This is a genomic window from Sphingobacterium sp. Ag1 (assembly GCF_000988325.1).
Lineage (GTDB): Bacteria > Bacteroidota > Bacteroidia > Sphingobacteriales > Sphingobacteriaceae > Sphingobacterium.
The window spans coordinates 78,574-95,574 of the sequence record NZ_LBGU01000031.1 but is presented as its reverse complement, the minus strand read 5'-3'; the positions used below and the strand labels follow the sequence as shown (position 1 = coordinate 95,574).

The following is a 17,001-nucleotide window of genomic DNA, read 5'->3' as shown; positions in this document are numbered from 1 at the left end:
TCAATACGAATGGGTTAAACATCCAATTTAGCTGACGAATAAAACATCCAAACTAAAAATACATAAAAAAATAAAAGTTGGTATATTTACTTTTGTGCCAGGTAAAACAACGACTGATGTACGATACTTTAATCAACTATATCAATTCGAAGGTTTCCAGGCCCCTAAACTTAGATGAAATTGGGATCCTAAAAAATAATTTTGTTCACCGTAAAATAAAAAAGCGTCAGGCATTTTTGAAAGAAGGTGAAATAAGTAATCACATGGGATTTCTTGTCAAAGGAGCTATGAAAAAATACAGTATAGATGCAAAAGGTGCCGAACACATCATGAGCCTTTATATTGAAGGCTGGTGGGTCGGTGATCGGGAAAGTTTTGCAAAAATCACAGCCTCCGCCTTCAATATTGAAGCTTGTGTAGACACTGATTTGCTTGTCTTGACGAAAAAAGCCGCAGCGGAGGTATTTTCCCTTCCAATCATGAATGAACTTACACGCCGATTGGATGAAAATTATTCTTATGCAAGCCAAAAAAGAATCAATGCTGCCCTAAGTATGACGGCTGAAGAACGTTATAATATGCTTATTGATAGCTATCCTGAATTTACACAGCGCTTTCCACAGCAATTGATTGCATCTTATCTAGGGATCACCAAAGAAACGCTGAGCAGAATCAGGTCCCGGGCAGTCAAAAAATAATTAGGATTGATTTAGCAGGGGAATTACCTTTGTTCCGATTAATTCAATGGCTCTAAACATATCTTCCCTACTCAGTCCTGGGTTATCCATCTGAAATGTAAATCTTGAGATCCCACCCAAAGCCTCACTATGCCGCAATATCTTTTCTGCAACTTCTTCGGGGTTGCCAATAACATAGGCACCTGTCGGTTTGGCTTGGGCCTCAAACATTTCCCGTGTGGGTGTCGACCAGCCTCTCTCCTTTCCAATTTTACCCATCATTTCCTGATATCCCGGAAAGTAAAGATCTTTAGCCTTTGAAGTTGTATCTGCTACAAAACCGAGTGAATGTAGCCCTACTTTAAGCTTCTCCCGAGGGTGTCCGGCCTTTTCTCCCGCTTCGTAATATAAATCTATCAAAGGCCGAAAGCGATGGGTTTCACCCCCGATGACGGCTACCATTAATGGGAGCCCCAGTATTCCGGCACGAATAAATGATTGTGGCGTGCCTCCTACTCCTATCCAGACAGGAAGCTGCTCCTGCACCGGCCTAGGATATATTGCCTGCTGTTTCAGCTCTGCCCGGAATCTTCCCTTCCAGGTTACTGTTTCGTGATCACGTATTTCTAGAAGCAATTTGATTTTCTCCTCGAAAAGTACGTCATAGTCCTGCGTGTTGAACCCAAATAATGGAAAAGCATCGATAAAAGACCCTCTTCCAGCTACAATTTCAGCCCGCCCTTTAGAAATAATATCCAATGTTGCATATTCCTGAAATACCCTTACAGGATCTGCGGCACTCAGTACAGTGACCGCGCTCGTTAGACGAATCTGCCTAGTCCTGGCGGCCGCCGCCGCAAGTATGACTGCCGGTGATTCATCCAAAAATTCTTTTCTATGATGTTCCCCGAGCCCGAAGACATGCAATCCTGCCTGATCTGCAAACGCTATCTTCGACAACAGCGTTTCCATGGCCGTCATATTTTCCGCTGAGCTCAATCCCCCATTATATGCTCCGGTTGCTATAAAACTATCTATTCCTATTTCCATAATTATTGATTTAATCTGATAGATTTCCCTTATTGAAAAGCTAATTAAATTTCAATTTTTCCGACGGCTTAAAACGATGATCTACATCAAAAAAAATGTTTTTTTCATTTTAGATTGGCAGTTAACGGAACTGCAATTTGCAGCCAATACTAAATTATGAAATTTAAGATGTAAATGATGGTTTTAAAAAAGCTGAGGATAGTATAACGTTAAGTATAATATGACCTTAATTCAAAAAAAATGGCTACGGAGGGTAGCCATTTTCACTATCGTTCACTTATGATATCGCAATCATTTTAGGAGGTTTCTGCTTTGCGTCTTCTTTTTTAGGAATGGTCAACATGAGCAGTCCGTTTTCATACTTTGCATTAATGTTATCTTGATCCACAACATCTTTTGGAAGCTCGAAACTTCGCTGAAAAGATTGATAACTAAATTCCCGTCTGGTAAAGTTATCTTCTTTAGTTTCTCTGTTATCTTCCTTCATGGATGAGATCGTAAGCAGGTTACCATCGAGCCTGATCTGAAAATCATTTTTGTCCATGCCAGGTGCTGCAACCTGCACCTCATAGGCGTCTCCAGTTTCCTTAATATTTACGGAAGGTACGGTCGTACTGGTGGATGAATAATTGTTATTGCCCCAGTTAAAAAGTTCACGACCGAAAAAATCATCAAAGATGCTGGAAAAGCCTAAATTGCTGTTTCCGTTTCTCCTCACTAGATTATTCATTGTAATCTCCTTTTAAATAAGTTTAACAATCAATTTAATAACACTCCAGCTGGCCAGCTGTATAAGACCCAAATCAAAGAGAATGCCATTTGCCAAAATCTGAATTTTTTTCATACAGGCTGTCAAATTTTCAGATTTTAAGCTTAAATCGGACTGGAGCTATTTCGAAAATAATCAGGCATTAAAATCAAAGTTCAAGTATAAAGGACAGAAAATTAAAAACCATCTTCTCCAATTGACTTTGCCTAAGGAAATGGAACAGCAGGACAAGAAAGTTTTTCAAAAATAGTCGAATGATAAACCCTGGGCAGTTGAATAAAATAGTATGATATTATTCACTACTTTTATAGATCTAATTGTTTGCTGATTGACCTCAAAGTACGGTCAAAATTTAAAATGTATATCGCTTGAAAAATAACCCTTTAAATCAATTGATCCAAAACATTGAATGTCTTTTTGCCATGAATAATAGCGAGCTTTTATTTAGTCAAGTAAACAATATTTAGAATTCTACATTTTTGTCACCTTAACAATAAAAAATATCTTATGCAAAAAAGAGTAAAATTTGATTTCGAGGTATACTTTACAAATGGGGGCAATATCAAAGGTGAGGATTTCAGGCTGGATATAATCGGCGACGATATTAGCGATAGTGCCCTGGCAGAATATATCGTCCAAGATATGAGGCTACTTATGGTTGGTAAGGTGAATATTCTAAATAAGGAAATCCTGATTGAACATCACAAACGTAAACCAATTGATGATGGTGTTGCAGAAGAATTGTTAATTGACCTTAGTCACACAATCGAAGATGGTCTGATAACTTACAAAGGTCTGCCAGCACCACATATTTGCGATTTCCTGTCGAGAGAACAGTCAAAGCAAAATTATGACGGCGGTACTACCTTTCACATTGGAAAGATTGAGATGGTTACTAACACTGGAACGTATATTGATTGTCCTTTTCATAGATTTGCTGATGGCAACGATACGGCACAAACAGCATTGAAGGATTTTGCGCAGATTGATGCCGTAAAGATTCACATACCATTTACCGATACTTTGAAAATCACGGAACATCATCTTAAAAACAGAGAAATCAGAAATAAGGCAGTGCTAATACAGACTGGCTGGGATGTTCATTGGAATACAGAGCTATATTATCAGGATCATCCTTATCTTACTCAGGAGGCGGCAAGGTATCTTCGGGATTGTAACGTCAAACTTGTAGGTATTGATTCCCATAATATAGATGACACGGCTGGCAGAACAAGACCAGTTCATACAGAGCTACTGGAAGCAGGGATTTTGATTGTTGAACATCTCTGTAATTTATATAAATTACCATCTGAGGGTTTTTCCTTCACCGCCGCCCCACCAAAATTTAAAGGTGTCGGGACATTTCCGGTAAGAGCTTTTGCTTCGATTGAAAAAAATATTTAAGTTCGAATGTAAACTACGTTTTACTAAGAAAACTAAACATGGTAAATAACATTGGACTAACAAAAGATGCCGGTTGGCAGTTTGGAATCAGAAGGACTGTGCCAGAGAATGTGGAAACACTTTGGGAAGCCTTTTTCTCAGACAAGGGATTAGGCTGCTGGGCTAAGGGAGTTGATCAGAACTTTTCGACTTTTAAAGAATACTCGCATATCCGAACTAAATGGAAGCATAAAGATTTCGAAGAAAGTGCGCATTTACAGGTCAGATTTATTCCCTCTAAAAATAAGGATAAAACCACAATTTCAGTTCATGTTGATAATTTAAAAAATGACGGTCAGCGTGAAGTAACTAAAAAGTACTGGACGATTGTGATGGAAAATCTATGTTTGTTGACAGCACCATAGCTCTTAGGATAAAAGGCTGCAGCTGGCGAAGCGATTACCTTCTGTTACGAATCTCTTCTTAATTAAGGATTTAGGCGACATGACTCCGGCTTGTCGGCTCTTCAAGCGATAATCGCTTTTTTCCGATCGACACATATTTAATGGTTTCCAACCTTTTTCATTATTTCAAAATATGAAACACCGATATTTCCTAACTCTTCCTCATAGCTTTCATAGCCAGACCAGCGGCGATTCCTCCGATCACATACCAGGCAACAGTCATTAACTTGGTATGGTCAGTCTTTTTTAATGGCGTGGCATCCAGACCGGCTTGTTCCGGAATGGTCAGTGTAGCTAGACCAACCACTGTTCCAAGCAGTGCTCCTTTGAGTAGCATATTTTTCTGCCCACCGTAGCCGATAAGAGTATACAACATGGTATTGGAAGCTACATCTGCTCCAAAGGTTGCCGCCACTAACGCATTTCCTTTTGGTGGTTTAAATCCAGCAAAGCGAACTGTTTTCTGCATCGCTTCTTCACCTACTTTATCTACTGCGGGTGCTTTGGAATCAAATCTCTTGGCAACGCTATGGACTACATTGAGTACGAGCGCACCGATCAATCCGCCCAACATATTTTTATTAAATCCATTCATATTATGCTTTTTACGTGTTCAACCTTTTTGTACTGTTTATGTGCAGTTATTTTGAGAACAATGGGCAACCTAAAATAGTTTAATCAAATCCACAGATGAAATTTTTGTCACAATGTATAAAGCAATACAAACATTCCGGGTATGCTCTGCAGAGAAATAACCTCGAAAACTTTAAATAGGGACAAGAACATAAAAAAGTACGTGAACTGTTAGTAAAACAATAATCAGTCCTCTCGTAAAGATTAAAGACGATATCGAAGTGATAAATTACGCCAAATTTCTGTCGCAAAGTGCTGATCCGAATGTTTATTCTCAAAAAACCAGTACTCTCCTCTTTTTACTAATTTTTGATCTATTCCGTCAAGCAAAATTGGCAACTCTGTATCGAGCTTTGATAAAGTCTTTTTCAACAGCACCAATTGGTAATCCTGTCCTTTATAAGTTAAACGGAATATCTGAGAACGAGGTGCCTCTCCATTTGTCCTGTCAATTGTGCCCTGCATAAATGTAACCTTCTAAAATTTTTAAAATATAGTAATGACAATACAATAAAAATATACTAATTGAATAAAATTAGACTAAGATTTTTATACTTCTTATAACGAATTACAACAAATAATCGTGCCAAAAGCGATGATCCTTTTTGTAAAAATGACAACTTAGCCTATTCATAATAACGATTTTCTGAAAGAAAATGATGTAAAAATCCGAGAACGGATCGGGGGCTATTGGGTAGGCCTAGCTGTTAGACCAATTAGAATATATTTACACTAAATTAAGTAAACCAAATATATTTTTAGTACATTTATACACAAAAAACAAATTAATACACTATACAATTCAGGATATGAGAGTACTTTTAACCGGCGTAACGGGGTATATCGGAAAACGTCTTTTGCCTGTGTTGTTGGAACAGGGACATGAAGTTACTTGCTGTGTGAGAGATAAGAATCGTTTTGATACATCGAAAATATTAGACCATGTTCAAGTCATTGAAGTTGACTTTCTAGAGAAAGAAAGTCTAAAAAATATTCCACCTGAAATTGATATCGCTTATTTTCTGATCCATTCTATGGCTACCCAATCGGGTGATTTCCTGCAGATGGAAGCCCAATGCGCTACTAATTTCAAAAACTTTATTGAAAATACCAACGCACAACAGGTCATCTATCTAAGTGGAATAATTAATTCAGATCATTTGTCGAAACACCTCGACTCAAGACGAAACGTCGAAAGTATATTGGCCAGCGGACGGGTTCCAATCACCACCCTGCGAGCTGGTATCATCGTCGGCTCAGGAAGCGCATCGTTCGAGATCATACGGGATCTTGTAGAAAAACTTCCCATTATGATCACACCCAAATGGTTGCAAACAAAATGTCAACCGATCGCCATACGCAATGTGATCGAATTTATGATCGGTGTCATCGCTAAACCGCATACATTTAACAAAAGCTACGATATTGGCGGGCCAAACATCCTTAGCTATAAAGAAATGCTGCTGCAATATGCCGCTGAACGAAAACTTAGACGACAAATCTATATTATCCCGCTGATGACGCCAAGGCTGTCCTCATACTGGCTCTATTTTGTCACTTCTACTTCCTATAATCTGGCGAAAAACCTGGTTGACAGCATGAAAGTCGAAGTGATCTGTAAACCAAATAATCTAGCAGACGAACTCGGTATTAAATTGATCAATTACCGCACATCCATACAATTAGCATTTCAAAAAATTGAAAGCAACACTATTGTGTCTAGCTGGAAAGACGCACAGACCAGTAAAATTTTATCCGGAGGAATTACCAGCCTACTGGAAGTACCCAGTTATGGTTGTTTTAAGGATATCCGCAAGGCGCCGCTTCAAAATAGTGAGGCATCAATGACCAAAATCTGGTCCATTGGCGGAAATTCTGGCTGGTATTATGGCAATTGGCTCTGGAAAATCCGTGGATTCATGGATCAATTGGTCGGCGGTGTGGGCATGCGGCGGGGGCGAAAAAACAAAAGTGATCTAACAGCGGGTGATGCACTTGATTTTTGGCGCGTACTAATCGCAGATAGGAAGACGAAAAGATTACTGCTTTATGCGGAGATGAAACTCCCGGGTGAAGCCTGGCTAGAATTTAAAATTGAGAATAATATCCTAATACAGACGGCGACCTTTAGGCCCTTAGGTATCGCTGGAAGGATCTATTGGTATGCCGTGTGGCCTTTTCACGGCTTCATATTTAAGGGAATGATTAATCGGATTGCTAAAACTTAAAAATAAGTATTCATAACCTATGATTTATAATGAAAACGCGATTGCTGCATTTGAAAGAAGATACCGAGCTAATTTTATTAACTCGTTGGGTGGGTTTAAAAGCCTGGTACTGATCGGCACAAAAAACAGCGACGGAAGTGAAAATTTAGCGACCTTGAGTAGTTTATTCCACTTGGGCGCAGATCCTGCACTTTGTGGTATTATACTTAGGCCAGCCACAATGTTTAGCAGCACATTGGATAATATTCTGGAGCAGCAATATTATACGATTAATCATGTCTCCCCTGTTTTTGTACAACAGGCACATCAATGTAGCGCCAAATATCCAAAGGGAGTAAGCGAATTTGAAAAGGTCGGACTGACCCCTGAATACCTGGAAAAAATTCCTGTCCCTTTTGTCCGGGAAAGTAAAATAAAATTCGCCTGCAATTTTGTTCAAGAAACAGCAATTGAACTGAATGGTACGACATTGGTCATTGGTCAGATTACAACCGCTTTCGTGCCGAATAGATATTTAAAAGACGATGGCTATATCGATATCGAAGAAGCCGGGACAATAACCTCTAGCGGTCTTGACAGCTATCATACCACAAGTCGAATTGAAAGGTTACCTTATGCAAAACCTTAATTAACTTTCCGGAAGATTGGAAATTTCAATGTTCCGGAAAGGAAAAATGCAGGTGTTCCGGTCACCTTCATGTTCAGCATTTTTCCTATATTTCAGTAACAAAACATCGATAACACCAAAAAAACCAACATGTAGCTTGCCATTTTCTCATGCGTTCCTTTTGCCTTATTGAGGTAATCCGTAAAATAACTGTACGTCGAAAACCATGCGGTGATCATGATACCATCGACTGAAGTTTTATTGTGAGTTTTCTTTTGTGAATGCTGCGATGTCCCAAAGGGCCTCTTTGGTCTCTTTTAAAACAGCTCCCATATGCATAAAGCCATGGACCATCTTTTTGTAATGCATAATTTGGACTGGAATTTCCGAAGTTTTCATATTCTCTGCCAATTGTTTTCCCTCATCTCGCAAAGGATCGTGTTCAGCCAATAAAATCAACGTTGGAGGCGTATTTTTAAAGTCTTTAATCAATAGCGGAATTGCCATGGGGTTCTGTTGATCCTTTGGGTCGGCTAAGTACCAATTCCAGGCTTTTATTCCTTCCTCTTTATTAATAATTGGACCATTTTCATATTCGCTCCATGACTGCGTATTTAATTGATTATCAGCCGCAGGATAAATCAACACCTGAAACCTCAATTGCCGACCAAGCCGTGTCGAAACTCCTACGGCTAAAGCTGCCCCGGCACTGTCGCCAATAATTCCGATCCTATTTTTATCGATGTTTAAAGAGTCCGAATTATTAAGGATCCATTCAGTGGCTAATTGAGCATCATCGAAACCAGCCGGAAAAGGATGCTCTGGCGCCAATCGATAATCGACAAAAACAATAGCAGAACCTGTAACATTGGCCAATTGACGGACAATAGCATCGTGCGTCTCAAAACTTCCAGAAATAAACCAACCGCCATGAAGATAAATGATAGCAGATGATTTTTCATTTACAATTTCATTGGGTCGGTATATTCGCACAGGAATTTCTTGATTCTTGCTACGAATATTAAATTCCTCTATCATTTTCACCGCTTCTTTTTTGCCACTGAGCTGAATGGCCATTGTCTCATAACCTTTGCGGCTTATATCTAATGGATTTATGCCGTCAAACACATGCAGCTTGTTTAGGTTTTCAACTATTTTAACTATTTCTGGAGTCAATTCAATTGTATTCATTTCTTTATTATCGTTTATATTTTTATAGAAAATCACTCCCGGTATCACGTGTATTCCGAGAATTTTTTTCATACGCTATCAAAATTTCAAGCAAAATTAAATAGAAGACATATATTTACTAGAATGCACAGCTGAATGTATGTTACTAACAAATTTGTAAGTAATGGAAAAAAATAAAGTAATATCACCGAACTGATTCGCTATGGAATTCGCATTAAGACCAGTCAGGCTTCTATAAGCTTAAAATCGACAGAAGTCTATGGATATGGAGTTGATAGCAGGGCTTGAAACCACCACATACGAGCTGAACTAATGACGCGGATTTATACGTGTTTTTCAAAAAAAACAGGCTCTTTTACCTTGGTTTTCGTTTTATAGATTAAATTGGACAACGATATTTGGAATATATTACTATATGGGAAAACGTGCGTCAGGCATCAATGATTTAAATATATATCTTAAGGCGTTAAATTCTGCTTATTCAGGCATTATTATCACCGATAATTTACAAGATGATAATCCGATTATCTATTGCAATAAGGCTTTTGAAAACATCAGTGGCTATTCACACGATGAAATTATCGGTCACAATTGTCGCTTTTTGCAAGCGCAGGATCGTTCTCAACCTGAACGCAATATCCTAAAGGATTCTATCAAAAATGGTGAAGAATGTAAGATCGAAATCCGTAATTACCGGAAAGACGGAACACTCTTCTGGAATGAGCTTTTTATTTCGCCTGTGAAGAATGAAGCCGGCCAGGTCACGCACTTTATTGGTGTTCAAAATGATATTACCTTGCGTAAAAGAGCCGAACATGAGCTCCGGGAGGAAAAAAACAATGTCGAGATCAAAATACAGCAACGGACCAAAGAATTGCAAGATAAGGAAAGCTTCCTCTCGAGCATGATTGAAACGGTTCGCGAAAGTCTTTTAGTACTCGATGGCAACTATACCGTACTGAGTGCAAATAAACATTTTTTAACGTCATTTCACGTCTCCTCAGAAGAAACTGTCGGAAAATTATTATTTGATCTGGGCAATAAGCAATGGAATATCTCCTCGTTGAAGGAACTTCTTACGCATATTTTGCCAACTAGCAATCCCGTAATTGACTACGAAGTAGAACATGTATTTCCGCATATTGGCCGCAAGGTGATGCTATTAAATGCCTATCGCGTTGAATTTGAAGGGCAATATAAAGACCGTATACTGATCGCCATTGAAGACATCACCGAGAAAAAAGAACAGGATCTACGTAAAGACGATTTTTTGTCTGTCGCCAGTCATGAACTAAAAACACCCCTAACGACCATTAAGGGACTTGTACAGATTCTGCAACGACTGAGTATAGATCATTCAGACAGTAAATTTGTGAGTACATTGGATAAAATATCGGCCTATATAGATCGACTGAATATATTGATCACTAAACTATTAGATACCTCAAAAATACAGTCTGGAAATATTGAACTCCACATGGAGCCTTTTAACATAGACCATACAATTCGGGAAGCCATTGACAATATGACTTTAGGTGCGCCTGGTTACGAAATAAACCTTTCGGGCTTCACAGAGGCTACAGTTAGCGGCGATGAATTGCAAATTATTCAGGTAATCAATAATCTGTTATCCAATGCGATTAAATATTCGCCGGGTTCAAATAGAATTGACGTTGCCATCCATCGGGTTGCAAATTTTGTTAAGGTTTCTGTACGAGACTATGGCATGGGGATAGCAGATGTCGACAAGCAAAAAATATTTGAGCGCTTCTTTCGGGCCGGCCATACCCAAAAGAAATTTCCGGGATTGGGTATTGGACTTTATGTCTCGCACGAAATTATAACGCATCATAACGGAACCCTGTGGGTGGAAAGTGAACCTGGAGAAGGTTCTACTTTTAATTTTACATTACCAATAATGAGGACAGAAAGCGATGGAAAGTAAAAAAATAATGATCTGCGACGATGACCAAGGCATTGTCGAGATGCTGGAGTTGTTCCTGGATTTGGAGGGATACCAGGTCTTAAGCGAAACAAACAGTACAAATCTGACCAAACAGCTTATAGCATATCAACCGGATCTTTTATTATTGGATCTTTGGATGCCCGTGCTTTCGGGCGACCAGCTGATTAAAATCATTCGCAATACACCCGAAATCAAAAATATACCTATCCTTGTACTATCCGCCAGTGTAGATGGTCGCGATGTTGCCGAAGGACTTGGCGTAAACGGATTTATTGCGAAACCTTTTGATTTAAATGAAATTACATCCAGTATTCACGACGTATTGGCTAGTTAAAAGTATAGTACAATCCCTTATTTCGACCGACCTCGTTGGGTAGGCCCTGTTGGCACACAAAACTATACAGTCATCCGGATGTCCTTGATTTCTTGATCACTAGCGGTTTTTCTAATAAATTAGAAACTTTGACCGCTAGGATGTTGTTATAATAATCAAAAATGTGACTTAAATAAAGTAAAATATCATGGCAAAAAAACAACAGAACTCAAAACAGGAAATTGCGAACTTTTTAGGTGAAATGATTTCATTCAGGAACGCATTGAAGCTGACCCATTGGTCGATAACCGGAAAAGGGAGCTATGAGGCTCATATTTCGTTAGACCAGGCAATTGAGTCTCTTATAGATATTACAGATAGACTGGTGGAAACCACTTTTTCATTGGAAGGCACACTCGATATCGTGATTCCCCAAACGTCAAAACCGGCCAATTACATCAAATACATTGAAGACTTTTATAAGCAGGTTGAAAACAAACGAGAAGGACTCTTTAAGGAAAACTTCTCACAATCCATTATTGATGATGCGCAAGAAGCTGTTCAACAGTTATTGTTCAGATTAAAAAGATTGGAGTAATGCCCATGTTCGGGAGCTTTTTCCGAGTAACGGCCGAACCGATATTCGGCCGTTTTTTATAGATCGAGTCGAATAGTCAATTGCTCTACCCTTCACTAATAAAAAATAGCACGCTATTTTTTAACCGTCAACGTCGAGATTACCTCATGTTTTACCGACTTAAGCTTCTGGCAAAGGCTAAGAAAATAAAAGAGAAATTCTGGATAAACTAAAATATATTGCCGATAAGAGCAACTATCGTATTATCCTGAAATTCTTTTTAAAATTATTGTTCGCAGTCTATCTTCGTTTTGATCACCCCAATGTCCCAATGCAGAAATTATGGGGATTAAACTCATCCCTAAATCTGTGAGTGAATATTCGACTTTTGGTGGAACGACAGGATAAATTTTCTTCATGACAAGCTCATGATCTTCCAGTTCTTTCAGTTGGATATTCAGCACCCGTCTAGAGGCGTCTGGTATCTTACGCTGCAATTCACTCGGTCTTTTATGTCCCTGATCAATAAACCAGAGCAAGCGTATTTTCCATTTGCCATAAAGCACTTCACCTATCAAGTCGAGACCGCAGTTCAGGTTCGGAATTATTTTTCTCTCATACATATTTCAAAATTAAAGGTATGTTCCGATTTGTACAATAGGGGAAAAATTTATCCCTATATGAATCGTAATTCCGTACTTGCACAGGCTGCTTTTATACCTCAATTTTGTCCTATAAACAATTTATAAAAATGGAACAATTTAATTTCAACAACGAATTATCAGACAAGATTGCTTTGGTAACAGGGGGTACAAAAGGCACTGGAAGAGCAATTGCGGAAAGACTATTACATGCTGGGGCAACAGTTGTAATTACTGCTAGAAACGTCCCAGAAGTGGAAAACAGCAAGCTGCATTTCATTGCTTCCGACCTGAGTACAGTAGAGGGCGCTCAAAAAGTGGTGAGCGAGGTGCTTTCGAAGTATGGTAGACTTGACATCCTAGTAAATAATCTCGGTGGATCGTCTACACCTGCAGGAGGATTTGCTGTGCTAAGCGATGAGGATTGGGAATCAACACTGCAAGCTAACCTTTTGGCTCCGATCCGTCTAGACAGAGGCTTTTTACCGCAGATGATTGAACGCAAAAACGGTGTGATCATTCACATTGCTTCTATTCAAGGCAGACTACCCTTATATGATTCAACGTTACCTTACGCAGCGGCAAAAGCAGGATTGAGGAACTACAGCAAAAGCTTATCGAACGAAGTCACTCCTAAAGGCGTCCGTGTGCTGACGGTATCGCCCGGCTGGATCAATACCACAGCATCGGAAGCTTGGCTAGGAGAAATTGCAAGAAATTCGAACAGTACCATAGAAGAAGCCCAGCAGGGTGTAATGGATGCACTCGGAGGAATCCCTTTCGGTAGACCTGCAGAGCCTGCAGAGGTAGCTGAACTTGTTGGCTTCCTGGTTTCACCGAGAGCCAGTTATCTAACGGGAACAGAATATGTTATTGATGGCGGAACAGTACCAACGATTTAATAATCTTCTAAAGAATTAAAAACATGAATTTACCAAACATTATCTCCGAACTCGTGAAAGCACAAAACAAATTTGACAGTGGTGCTTACGCGAATTGTTTCACTGAAGATGCAGAAGTAGTTGATGAAGAAAAAAAACACAAGGGACAAATTGAAATTCAAAACTGGATTGACAAAGCTAACAAAGAATACGGGGCGACAATGACACCCTTGGATTTTAATGAAGGTGAAAGTCTTTTATCAGCGGAGACTGCAGGTGCATTTCCTGGTAGTCCTGTTGTTTTGAAATATCATTTCCAATTGTTTAATGATCGAATTAAATATCTGAAAATAACAACTTAACAGTGCAATATACTATTGGCGCCGATAGTAACATTGCCCGCCTTTGGATTCTTATGCAAAGTATTCAATCTTATGTAAAGTATTCAATAGGTAAGCTGGGGTAATTATTTACTTTTTTAGTATCTTAACAGTAAACAACCATCCTATGCCAAAAAAAATTATTAGAAATCTTCAGATAGGTGTAATGCTCTCTTTAATACTGCTGATTACAGGTTCTATAGCCGCTTATATTAGTATACATAAGCAGATGGAAAGCAGGCAAAGCCTCCTAAAAACGAAGGAATCTATCAGTTTAATAAAGGATATTTTAAACACGCTGTTAAATGCTGAAACAGGCAACCGGGGTTATCAGCTTACTGGCAAGGAAGAATTTCTTGAACCGTTGGATAAAAGCGGGAAGGAATATCCCCTGCTTATTGCTGATAGAGACAGATTTAATCTTAAAGATAAACTCCAAATTAATATCTTTCATGAACTGCAGCATACCTCAGAACTGCTGATGAAAGAATATGCCTCGCTGATTAATAATCGTAAAAAGGGTATATTAATGACCCCAGAAGAACTTGAGCAAAACAAGCGGGCCATGGATAAATGCCGGATGCTCGTTCAGGAATTTGTAAAACACGGAGAAGGTCAGCTTGCTATAAAAAATGAAGATCTGAACAATTCCACCCAACGGACCATTTTATTCATTATCTTTTCTGCAATCGCAGCTATTGGTGTTTCCATTTTCGTTTATATCCAAATAAAATCCGACATTATACGTCGGGACAAGCTAGAAAAAGATCTATTTCATACGAAGGAAATGCTTGAGGAAACAAGCGTCGTTGCCCAGGTGGGGGGCTGGGAGGCCAATATGACGACCGAAAAGCTCACCTGGTCTCAAAGTGCGAGAGAAATTCACAAAGCTAACACTAATTTCCAACCAACTTTTGAGAATGTCCTTGGATTTTACGAAGGAGAAAGCAGAAAGAGAATAAAATATCTCTTTAAAAAGGCAATAAAACAAGGAATACCTTTTGATGAGGAGCTAAAGCTTTTACGTAATGATGGCGTTACGATTTGGGTAAGAGTAAAGGGGATTCCCGAATTTGAAAATGAAATTTGCAACAGGGTTTTTGGAATTATTCAGGACATTGATGCCTTCAAAAAAATGTTTCTGGAGGTTGCCGAGAAGGAGGCTATGATGCAGTCCTTTGCCACTGATGTTCCTATCCCATTGGCGATGTTCGACAAAGCCCTTAACTATGTCGCTGTAAGTAGCCGATGGCGAGATGAATTTAGTATGAATGAAATAAATCCTATCGGCAATAATATATTTACAATATCTCCTCATGTTCCCGCGGAAAGACAAAAGATTTACAGGGATGCGCTTCTGGGAAAAACGTACATCGACGGAGATTTTGCATTAAAGGTGGAAGGAAAAGAAGAAATTCAGCATTACGATCTTAAAGTCGGACCTTGGTATCTTACAAAAGATGAGGTTGGAGGTATAATTATTTCCATACAGAATATTACAAATGCCGTAAAAATAAACGAAGAACTGAAAAGCGCTAAGGAAACTGCGGATATAGCCAGCAGGGCAAAATCCGAATTTCTGGCCAATATGAGTCATGAGATCCGTACGCCTTTGAACGGAGTTATTGGATTTTCAGATCTCCTCCTACGGACACCGCTGAATGAAATGCAGACGCAATATCTGAATTATATTAATGAATCAGGTGAAAACCTACTTAGCATCATCAATGATATACTGGATTTTTCTAAAATAGAATCCGGAAAAATGGACCTTTTGATTGAGAAGAGTGACGTTTATGATATGTTAAGCCAAGTCATCAATGTGATCCTCTATCAATCCCAGAAAAAAAATATCGAACTTCTTCTCAACGTCGAGCCGGGCCTCCCGAAAACACTTTCTGTTGATGAAGCCAGGTTAAAACAGATATTGATCAATCTACTGGGGAATGCTGTGAAATTCACCGAAGAGGGAGAGATCGAACTGAAAGTAGAGAAATTGAGCATGGATGATCATACGATTGCTTTGCGTTTTTCTGTAAGGGATACAGGAATCGGCATTCCTGCCGAGAAACAGAATTATATTTTTGATGCCTTTACCCAGGAAAACAGTTCAATCAGCAAGCGATATGGCGGTACCGGTCTCGGGCTGACCATCTCGAACAATATCTTGGGCTATATGGGAAGTCATTTGTCGCTAACCAGCGAAATGAACAGCGGTTCTGTATTTTTCTTCGATCTTAAGGTTCCTTACGAAATGTCTGAATGGAAAGAAGAGGATGAAACGACTATTAAAACGGCCTTGGTGGTGGATGATAATGAAAGTAACAGGATCATTCTTGAACATATGCTTACCTATAAAAATATCAAATCCACGTTAGCTTCTAATGGGATGGAAGCCCTGGATATCATGTTGAAGGGTGAGCGCTTCGATGTGATTCTGATGGATTATCATATGCCTATCATGTCCGGATTGGAAACAATAGCGAAAATAAAAGGCTTGTTAAATCAGCAAAACGAGATTGCACCATTTATCGTACTTTCGTCGTCTTCGGAAGAACTGGATATACTTACTTCGGTTAGGAAAATAGAAAATACACATTTGCTGTTGAAACCTATAAAATCGCATGATCTATACAAAACCCTTAAAAAGGTAGATCAAAGCAATGTGATAGAAATTATTCAAGAAAAGCCTGAGAAAGATTCACATGCATTTGCGCGAGAACTAGATGTGCTTTTGGTTGATGATAACCCAGTGAATATGGTCCTGAACAATAGAATAATGAAGTCTCTTGCTCCCAATATACATTTAGCGGAAGCAGCAAATGGTTTACAGGCTTTGGAAGAATGCAGGAAAAAGCAATTTTCCCTTATTATTATGGATGTGCAGATGCCGATAATGAGTGGTATTGAGGCGACACAACATATTAGAATGCTGCCAGGATATGAACACATACCTATCATAGGCGTTACCGCCGGAAATGTGCTAGGGGAAAAAGAAAAATGCCTTGAATCCGGAATGAATGATTTTCTTCCAAAACCGATACGGCGAGCGGACCTTCTTGAACTACTCAAAAAATATATTAGTGTTTAGTAGTTATGAAAAAAAGGTGTGCTTAGCATATAAATGAGTTCATATTATCGCGTCATCTATAATTTATCATCCACCAAAATGCTTATAATACATTTGGTAATACTTGTCCTACGTCAAGCTTGGGTTGGATACTAAAGCTTAATTTTGGTT

At 39.0% G+C, this 17,001-nt stretch carries 17 protein-coding genes; 11 read left to right on the top strand and 6 right to left on the bottom strand.

Annotated features, from left to right (window positions below; translation table 11 throughout):
• The first annotated feature begins 116 nt into the window (after positions 1-116).
• Positions 117-698: a Crp/Fnr family transcriptional regulator gene (locus tag AAW12_RS07550; protein WP_046672994.1), complete on the top strand. Its 582-nt coding sequence runs from the start codon at positions 117-119 to the stop codon at positions 696-698.
• Here AAW12_RS07550 and AAW12_RS07545 read toward each other — a convergent pair whose 3' ends face one another.
• Both AAW12_RS07545 and AAW12_RS07540 read right to left on the bottom strand, forming a co-directional pair.
• Positions 699-1,727, bottom strand: a complete 1,029-nt coding sequence (locus AAW12_RS07545; protein ID WP_046672993.1) for an LLM class flavin-dependent oxidoreductase — start codon at positions 1,725-1,727, stop codon at positions 699-701. It abuts the gene before it with no gap.
• A 277-nt stretch (positions 1,728-2,004) separates the two neighbouring features.
• Positions 2,005-2,457 carry an Hsp20/alpha crystallin family protein gene (locus tag AAW12_RS07540; protein ID WP_046672992.1) on the bottom strand — a complete coding sequence of 151 codons (453 nt, stop codon included), beginning with the start codon at positions 2,455-2,457 and terminating at the stop codon, positions 2,005-2,007.
• Between the two features lie 546 nt (positions 2,458-3,003).
• Here AAW12_RS07540 and AAW12_RS07535 point away from each other — a divergent pair.
• Together AAW12_RS07535 and AAW12_RS07530 are read left to right on the top strand one after the other, a co-directional pair.
• Positions 3,004-3,900, top strand: a complete 897-nt coding sequence (locus tag AAW12_RS07535; RefSeq protein WP_046672991.1) for a cyclase family protein — start codon at positions 3,004-3,006, stop codon at positions 3,898-3,900.
• Positions 3,901-3,938: 38 nt separating this feature from the next.
• On the top strand, positions 3,939-4,304 hold the full coding sequence (locus tag AAW12_RS07530) for a hypothetical protein (RefSeq protein ID WP_046672990.1): 366 nt from the start codon (positions 3,939-3,941) through the stop codon (positions 4,302-4,304).
• Between the two features lie 190 nt (positions 4,305-4,494).
• On the opposite strand, the gene AAW12_RS07525 is transcribed toward AAW12_RS07530, so the two are convergent.
• Together AAW12_RS07525 and AAW12_RS07520 are read right to left on the bottom strand one after the other, a co-directional pair.
• A complete protein-coding gene (locus tag AAW12_RS07525; RefSeq protein ID WP_046672989.1) occupies positions 4,495-4,938 on the bottom strand; it encodes a hypothetical protein in 444 nt (147 codons plus the stop codon).
• A gap of 242 nt (positions 4,939-5,180) precedes the next feature.
• Positions 5,181-5,441 (bottom strand): hypothetical protein, encoded by a 261-nt coding sequence (locus AAW12_RS07520; RefSeq protein ID WP_046672988.1) that lies wholly within the window; start codon positions 5,439-5,441, stop codon positions 5,181-5,183.
• 344 nt (positions 5,442-5,785) lie between these two features.
• Here AAW12_RS07520 and AAW12_RS07515 point away from each other — a divergent pair, with 344 nt between their 5' ends.
• Positions 5,786-7,204 (top strand): SDR family oxidoreductase, encoded by a 1,419-nt coding sequence (locus tag AAW12_RS07515; protein ID WP_046672987.1) that lies wholly within the window; start codon positions 5,786-5,788, stop codon positions 7,202-7,204.
• 19 nt (positions 7,205-7,223) lie between these two features.
• Positions 7,224-7,832 carry a flavin reductase family protein gene (locus AAW12_RS07510; protein WP_046672986.1) on the top strand — a complete coding sequence of 203 codons (609 nt, stop codon included), beginning with the start codon at positions 7,224-7,226 and terminating at the stop codon, positions 7,830-7,832.
• Between the two features lie 237 nt (positions 7,833-8,069).
• Here the strand turns inward: AAW12_RS07510 and AAW12_RS07505 are convergent, their stop codons facing one another.
• Positions 8,070-9,074 carry an alpha/beta hydrolase gene (locus tag AAW12_RS07505; RefSeq protein WP_231585225.1) on the bottom strand — a complete coding sequence of 335 codons (1,005 nt, stop codon included), beginning with the start codon at positions 9,072-9,074 and terminating at the stop codon, positions 8,070-8,072.
• 343 nt (positions 9,075-9,417) lie between these two features.
• Between AAW12_RS07505 and AAW12_RS07500 the strand changes: the two genes are divergently transcribed.
• From AAW12_RS07500 to AAW12_RS07490, 3 genes are all read left to right on the top strand, one after another.
• Entirely contained in the window at positions 9,418-10,947 is a 1,530-nt protein-coding gene (locus AAW12_RS07500; protein WP_046672985.1) for a PAS domain-containing sensor histidine kinase, read from the top strand.
• Positions 10,937-11,302 carry a response regulator gene (locus AAW12_RS07495; RefSeq protein ID WP_046672984.1) on the top strand — a complete coding sequence of 122 codons (366 nt, stop codon included), beginning with the start codon at positions 10,937-10,939 and terminating at the stop codon, positions 11,300-11,302. Before AAW12_RS07500 ends, AAW12_RS07495 begins: the two co-directional genes overlap by 11 nt.
• A 187-nt stretch (positions 11,303-11,489) precedes the next feature.
• Complete coding sequence (locus AAW12_RS07490; protein ID WP_046672983.1) at positions 11,490-11,879, top strand: DUF5856 family protein; 390 nt, start codon at positions 11,490-11,492, stop codon at positions 11,877-11,879.
• A gap of 242 nt (positions 11,880-12,121) precedes the next feature.
• Here AAW12_RS07490 and AAW12_RS07485 read toward each other — a convergent pair whose 3' ends face one another.
• The gene (locus AAW12_RS07485) at positions 12,122-12,481 is read right to left on the bottom strand and encodes a winged helix-turn-helix transcriptional regulator (RefSeq protein ID WP_046672982.1); all 360 of its coding nucleotides are present in this window, start codon (positions 12,479-12,481) and stop codon (positions 12,122-12,124) included.
• A 128-nt stretch (positions 12,482-12,609) separates the two neighbouring features.
• Here AAW12_RS07485 and AAW12_RS07480 point away from each other — a divergent pair, with 128 nt between their 5' ends.
• The 3 genes from AAW12_RS07480 (at position 12,610) to AAW12_RS07470 (ending at position 16,851) form a co-directional block, all read left to right on the top strand.
• Positions 12,610-13,401 carry an SDR family oxidoreductase gene (locus AAW12_RS07480; protein ID WP_046672981.1) on the top strand — a complete coding sequence of 264 codons (792 nt, stop codon included), beginning with the start codon at positions 12,610-12,612 and terminating at the stop codon, positions 13,399-13,401.
• A 23-nt stretch (positions 13,402-13,424) separates the two neighbouring features.
• Positions 13,425-13,742, top strand: a complete 318-nt coding sequence (locus AAW12_RS07475) for a hypothetical protein (RefSeq protein ID WP_046672980.1) — start codon at positions 13,425-13,427, stop codon at positions 13,740-13,742.
• A 145-nt stretch (positions 13,743-13,887) separates the two neighbouring features.
• The gene (locus tag AAW12_RS07470) at positions 13,888-16,851 is read left to right on the top strand and encodes a response regulator (protein ID WP_053003567.1); all 2,964 of its coding nucleotides are present in this window, start codon (positions 13,888-13,890) and stop codon (positions 16,849-16,851) included.
• The last annotated feature ends 150 nt before the right edge of the window (positions 16,852-17,001 follow it).